The organism is Rhodococcus sp. PAE-6, assembly GCF_025290685.1.
Lineage (GTDB): Bacteria > Actinomycetota > Actinomycetes > Mycobacteriales > Mycobacteriaceae > Rhodococcus > Rhodococcus pyridinivorans.
In genome coordinates, this window is sequence record NZ_JAOCLZ010000005.1 from 282214 (window position 1) to 289068 (window position 6855).

General features: G+C 64.4%; 5 protein-coding genes. All 5 read right to left on the reverse strand.

The annotated features are described in order from the left end of the window. Positions 1-22 precede the first annotated feature (22 nt). Complete coding sequence (locus NVV99_RS13610) at positions 23-1012, reverse strand: linear amide C-N hydrolase (protein ID WP_024103550.1); 990 nt, start codon at positions 1010-1012, stop codon at positions 23-25. A gap of 179 nt (positions 1013-1191) precedes the next feature. Next, positions 1192-2928, reverse strand: a complete 1737-nt coding sequence (locus NVV99_RS13615) for an alpha/beta-hydrolase family protein (protein WP_024103551.1) — start codon at positions 2926-2928, stop codon at positions 1192-1194. A 109-nt stretch (positions 2929-3037) separates the two neighbouring features. Further along, a complete protein-coding gene (locus NVV99_RS13620) occupies positions 3038-4756 on the reverse strand; it encodes an alpha/beta-hydrolase family protein (RefSeq protein ID WP_024103552.1) in 1719 nt (572 codons plus the stop codon). Positions 4757-5061: 305 nt separating this feature from the next. Further along, a complete protein-coding gene (locus NVV99_RS13625) occupies positions 5062-5502 on the reverse strand; it encodes a hypothetical protein (RefSeq protein ID WP_024103553.1) in 441 nt (146 codons plus the stop codon). Further along, positions 5483-6484, reverse strand: a complete 1002-nt coding sequence (locus NVV99_RS13630) for a hypothetical protein (RefSeq protein ID WP_024103554.1) — start codon at positions 6482-6484, stop codon at positions 5483-5485. Before NVV99_RS13630 ends, NVV99_RS13625 begins: the two co-directional genes overlap by 20 nt. Positions 6485-6855 lie beyond the last annotated feature (371 nt).

Below are 6855 nucleotides of genomic sequence, written 5' to 3' on the forward strand. Positions count from 1 at the left end.
CGGGGATCTTTCGTGTGCAGATCTATGACGGCATCGCGATGAACGTCAGCGGATCCGACTTCTCGAATCGGCCGCTGACATTGCCCGCGAGGCCACCTTCGAGTGCCGTGTCGCCCAGGAGATCGAGCTTGCCCGCCGGTGCGCCCTCCGAGAGGTCGAGATCGCTCAGGTCGACCCACACGATGTTGGGGCGCGTCGTCGACTCGAACACGTAGCGCTTCTCGGCGAGGTCGGCCACCGTCTGCCAGATCGTCTGCGAGGCATACGGTTTTCCGGGTTCGGGCACGCGGAACGGCTGCGCGGCATTGCGGATCACGCTGAGAACGCCCGCGATCGCCTGCACCTGGCTCTGCGGTTCCGGCAGACTGCCGACGTAATGCGCTGCGCGAGCGAACCTGTCGGACGCCTCGCCGGTACCGGGAAGTGGTGCGTCACCGCCGAATCCCTTCACCTTCTTCAGCAGTTCCAGCTGTTCACCGTAGGCGGGAGAGTTCGTCATGACGGCGTAGTCGCGGCTGTGCCAGACCGTCGGTGTGCCGTCGAGGTATTCGATGATCGCGGAGTCGCCGGTCGCGTCGTCGAGTGCGAGATGCACGGCGGGTACCTCACCGGTCGCCGGGTCGCCCAGCGGAACGACCTGCACGCCGGTCTTCTCGATCCAGTCGACGGCCTCGGCGACGGTCGCGAAGTTGTCGAGGAAGTACTGCATCCACACCGCGACACTGAGCGCGGGTCGGCTCTTGTCGTGGGTGCCGTAGTCCGATTCGGTGAGCCACAGGATGTGTCCGCCGAGGCCGGCCTCGTTGAGTCCGTCGACGGTCATCATGTCGTAGGCGCCCGCGACCACACTGCCGTACTTCGAGGTCCACGAGAGTTGTCCACCGACACCGTCGTCGCGGGTGATGCCACGGGGGAGCGCCCACAGATTGGTGGCGGTTTCGCGGTGGTAATCCATGTTGCGTCCCACGAGCACTTGACCGGACGGGCCGTTCCACACAACTCGTGTGCACATATGCGCCACCTTCAGGCGGTAGATCCGTGTCGACGAATTATCTCCTCGTGAATCGACGTACTCCGGTTCGCATTCCTGTGTCGATTCACAAGCGATATCGAGGTTGTATCACGAGGTGGTGCGAGAAATCTGGAGAAAACTCGGTTCGCCGGATTAGGCGGGAGGGTGAATTCTTCTCGTCACCCGTCCGACGACAGTGCGTCGAAGACCGCCTTCACTCGCACCTCGTCCTCGATGCCGAGAATGTCCGCCCAGAAAAATCCCGCCTCGGTCGTGTAGGCGTGGCCGTGCCCGCCGGGGACTTCGGCGGCGAACACCATGTCCAGGGTGACCTGCCAGAACGTCACGAACGGAATCCACGTCATCCCCTTGTCGATGTCGGCGCCGCGTTCCTCGCGCAACCAATCCGGGCGGTGCCGAACAAGCTGGGAGGACCACCACACGATCGGATCGCTGGGATGCTGCCAGTACACGATGCGGGGAGATTCCCAGTCGCGGAGGCCGTCGAGATCGGTGAGGTCGTCGGGAGTCGCAGCGAATCGCACGTTCTGGCCACCGTAGATGACCGGAAGAATTTCGCGGCTGCCGGGATCGCGCGAATCGGTGATTCGTCGCCATTGCTCCGTGAAATTCGGTGTGCCCACCCACAGAGCGCCGTCGGTTCGGGTAATCATGTCCTGCACGCCGGCGAAGGCCGATTGACCTCCGTACGAGCCCAGTGATTCGCCGAAGACGAGTAACTTCGGCCGGGTTTCCGGATCGAGAACACTCCACCGCGCGTACACCGCCTCGAACAACGCGCGACCTGCATTGCGGGGCGAGACCCGATCGGCGAGGAAAGCCAGGGGACTGGCGAGGAACGAATACTGCATGGCCGCGATGGCAGAGTTGCCGTCGGAGAGGTATTCCAGTGCGGCGGCGACGTCCTGGTTGACCCAGCCACGACCGGTCGTCGTGGCCACGGCGAGGTATTCGCGGTCGAAGGCACCGGTGCGGTCGAGTTCGGCAACGACATGCGAGGCGAGCACCTCCATCTCGTCGTAGTCCGTGTAGCCGTCGAGACTGTCCAGGGAGCGGTAACCGGCGTAGACGCGGATCGGCATCATCGCGGGTTCCCCGGTCACCGCGGTGATCTCCTCCGGAGACGGACCGCCTGCGACGAACGTGCGGCCCTCACGGCCCAGCGAATCCCACGGTTCGAGCGACGCGTCCGACCCGGATCGTTCCGGTGCCTGCGGCTGCTCGACCCCGTCTGCAGTGCCTTCGTCCACAGCCATCGCCGATCCGTTGGTGATCCGCGCGATCTCCACCGACAGCAGACCTTCCACCGCCCGGAACACGATCAACCCGACCAGCACGACACTCACGATGCGCGCCAGGGGTGCCGGCAATACGCGGACGACGAGTCCGGTGACCCACTGCGCCACCCGCCGCAGACCGCGACCGATGACGAGCAGGAGCAGCGTCACCACCACGGCGACGAGCAGCACACCCGGATAGTCCCAGCTGCTGCCGGGTTCCATCCCGACGAGTTCGCGGCTGATGTCCTGCCACCACGAACCGAGGACGAGGAAGGTCGGCACCACCACGACGGCGACCAGCGCGAGCAGGTACCAGCCGACCTTCTTGACGGTCGCCGACCAGTTCGTCTCGAAGCCGCACTTGCGGACGATCCACGCGAGGAGCACGCCGATGCCGTAGCCCGTGATGACGCTGATGCCGGTCGCGACGCCCTGCAGGTACCACGGGCGGGGAAGCAGTGACGGTGACAGCGACCAGCAATAGAACAGCAACGCGACGGCCAACCCGACCGGATGGAACCGGCCCAACCACCTCAGGGTCCCGTCCTTCAGCCGAGCCGAGAACGATGGGGATGGCTCAGGAGGTGCGGGCTGTGTATCGAGGGTCGTGGTCATCGGCGGTCGCTTTCGTCGGTACCAGGGCGCAGGAAGGCATGGCGAAGAGACGGAATGCGAAGCCGTAGGGGAGAAGCTAGCAGAGCCTCGGGCAGCGTGCCGTGTTCGACTACTCGTCTGCGGTGTTCAACTGTTCGACGGCCTCGGCGATCCGCTGCGTGTCGGTGAGCGTCCACCCCTCTGGGGACGTCACGGCGGCCCAGCCGTAGGGGATGAGGTCCTCGTAGTTGTGGCCGTGACCGACGGGTGGCGACGTGCCGACCATGATGTCGGCCGCGACCTGAGCGAAGGTGACGATGGGGTACCACCGCATCGACGGTGAACGATCCGTGCCCGGAGGTTCGGCGAGCCAGTCGGGTCGCTCGAAGAGCAGTCCCGGTCCCCACCACACCACCGGATCGGACGCATGCTGCAGATACAGGACCCGCGGGTCGTTCCACGGTCCCTGCTGGTCCTCGAGCGTCTGCAGGTCGGAGGCGAACCGCACCGCGACGCCGTCTTCGTAGACGGGCAGGACCTCGGGGCTGCCGGGATCACGATGGTCGACGATGCTGCGCCACAGCTGGTTCGAGTTCGGCGGTCCGACGAACAGCGCGCCGTCGATTTGGCTGCGCATGTCGGTGAGGTCGTCGAAGGCGGCTTCGGCGGATTGCGAACCGAGGCTTTCGCCGTAGACGACGAGCTTGGGTCGCTGGTCCTCCGGCAGTTGCGACCAGCGTTCGTGGACACCGTTGATCAGTGTGTTGCCGGCGGCCTTGGCGGCGTAGCCGTCGACGAGGAAGGAGATCCAGCTCGGCAGGAAGGAATACTGGATCGCGGCGATCGCCGAGTTGCCGTTGTAGATCGCTTCGATCGAGTCAGCGGCGAACGGGTTCACCCACCCGGTCCCGGTGGTGCCGGCGACGACGAGGATCTCGCGCTCCCACGCTTTCGTACGGTCGAGTTCGTCGAGGATCAACTGCACCTGCTCATCGGTGGTGCCGTCGGCTTCGAGCCCTGCGTACACCCGTATGGGTTCGAGAGCGGGAGCGTCGTTCAGCTCGGTCAACTGCTCGGCGTCCATCCCACCGGCGACGAACGTGCGTCCCTGACGCCCGAGACTCTCCCACGACGACGTCGACGCCGGGCTGCCCGACCGCTCGGGAATCTGGGGGTGCTCCACACCGGGGTCGGTGCTGTTGTTGTCGTCGGCGAACACGATACGTGCCGCCATAGAACTGCTCGCGAGCAGAACCTGGTCGATGAACACGACCACCGCAAGCACGAGGATCACCGGCGCGAGGACACCGGCCGCGGCGACCGGAACACGCAGGCGGGTCGCGAGGAACTCCGCGAAGCGTCGTCCGACCCACCGCAATCCGCGTGCGATGTAGAGGAGCGCGGTGAAGACCGCGACGCTCACCAGTCCGGTGCGGAGATACGCGAAGCCCGTTGTGGTCTCGATACCCATGAGGGCACGGATTTCGTTCTGCCATCCCGCCGCGGCGAGCAGACTCCCCAGAAGGGTTCCCACCGCGACGAGGGCGACCACCACTTCGGCGATGCGCCGGACAGTGTGGCGGCGTCGCCACCAGTTGAGACGCGGTGCGATCCACCGCCGCGCGGGAAACGCGACGAGCACACCGATGCCGTAACCGACGATGCCCGTCACGCCACTGATGAGTCCCTGGAAATACCACTCGCGGGGGATGAGGGAGGGGCTCAGGCTCCACGCGAAGAAGAACAGGGCGACGACGAGACCGACGAAGTCGAGGCCGAAGACGGAGAGGTGGCGTCGGGTGTTCTTACTCGACTCGTCGATTTCGAGGGTGGTGGCAGGAGCGGTCACGATGCGACAGTAACTAGTACGGAACGTGTACGCCGTTTATCGACCCTCCGCGCGATGAGGGTATGTCGATAGGGCATATCTGCGACTCAGGTAATTTGCGCTCGGATCTCAGGCTCCGCCGCCTACCCACGAACTCATCTTTTCAAAGTCGGTGCGCGCCTGGTCCGTCCCCAGGGCTTCACCGGTCATCGTCTTCCCCTCGCCCTGAGCTCTCACGTGAGCGGGTAGGTGGACGACGGGATCGGGAATTCACCGATTGGAGTCGCTTTGCGGTCATGGTCGACTGAGAGAGGCGACGAGACGGCTCAGAGATCCCACACCTGATCGGGATCGTCGAGCGCCGCGCGGATCTGTCCGAGATCACCGAGGTCGGCCAGGGGAGAAGTCTTGGCGATGTCGACGATCCCTCGTAGGACCTCGCTGATCACCTGTGAATTCTCTTGCTCCAGTGCCTGATCCAGTCGGGAGAACAAGGCATCGAAGGTTGTGCGGCGCTCGGCAAAGGACTGCTCGAAGTAGTCCCTGACGATCGACTCGGCCGACTTGATGCGCTGAACTTCCGCGGTTGCGTAGGTGTGCAGACGGGTGCGTTTCGTTTGTTCGACGGCGTGGATCTCGATGCATTCCTGCGCGGCCGTGACCAGCTGCGAGAGCGCTGCGAAACCGTCGACCGCAGCAATCTTGCGTTTCACCGAGCCCAGTACCTCGCCCTCGTACACCTTCCGGTCAGCCTTGTTCGGCGCCACGGTCGTCTCCTTCTGTCATCGGGCGGTACCGCACCGTCAGATTCGCGCTGTTCTCGGTGAGCTCGCCGTCTTCGTCGAGAATGGGAGTCGCGGCGACATCCCGGACGGCTACGGACAATGCCATCGCCTTCTGGAAGCGCGACGCATGAGCCCGTGCATCGAAGGGCTCGGACTCGAGCACGTCCAGGGCTGCGACTGCCTTGACAGTCAGTGTGCCGAGCACGGAGCGCAATTCGTCGATGCGGTGGTCGACAGCGGTCAGGAGAGTGTCGGTGGTGCCCAATTCGGCATTCGCAATGTCGATCTTGGCTTGGAACTCGGCTGCTTCGGTGAGTGCCTTCTGGCCTTGCCCCTTGATAACGAAGCCGCTGATAAGGAGAGCGGGGCCTATCGCCACTACATTCAGCGCTGCTGCGCCGAGTGCCACACCGCCACCCCCGGCCGACAGTGCGCCTCCGCCGAGCCATGCCATTGCGGCGCTCTGTGCGGCTGCTCCCGAGAGACCGGATATGGCGGCGCCTGTGCTTGCAACACCGAAGCTCGTGGCAGCCGCCGATACTGCGGATGCGGTGCCGACACCGGTCGCAACCGATGCCATGGCTCCACCGAGCCAGCCTCCCAGATTCAGATCGAGGCCGTTCGGTCCGTCGACCTGCGTGATGCCGGCCTGGAGACCGTCGGCCAGCAGCCGCTCGTTCTCACGTACCTGCTTCTCGTGTCGACGCAAGAACTCCGCCATGCGGATGACAACGTCGGTCAACGCCTGTTGCTGCTGACCGCCCAGCGTCTCGAGTTGGGCATTGGTCTTCCCGACGCGCTCCACGATCGCGTCGCGGCGCTTGGTGTACTGCTCGTGGGCCCTGCGCAGTTGGTCCGCGGCCTTCTTGCGGTCGGCGATGCCTTTGCCGCTGAGTGCGACGCCGCCGCCGCCCGTCACGGCGCCGATGGCGATCAGCGCGGCCGGAATCAGAGGTAGGACCATGAGTTCTCCTTCGTATGGTCGGCACAGTGTGCCACTCGACCCGGACAAATCAACCACCGGTCCCGCCTGAATGGCATGGACGGTCGGACGGGGAGGAAAAGGGGCGAATCGTCGAGATCTCAGCGTCCGCAGGGACCAAGTCCTTTGCATCGACGGGACCAACTGCGCGTGATATTACGTTGGGGTAACGATCCCATTGGCACTCGTAACGGGCTGTGAGTGTCCCCCGATTGAAGGATCAATAACGCCGATACCTGCCGGGATGTGCTCGCCCAGGAACCGGTCCGAAGCTAATACTGCAACGACAGTTTGTGACCGAGGTTGTGCCTATGGTACTTGATCTTGGTGCAGTCGGAGGTATTGGAATGGTC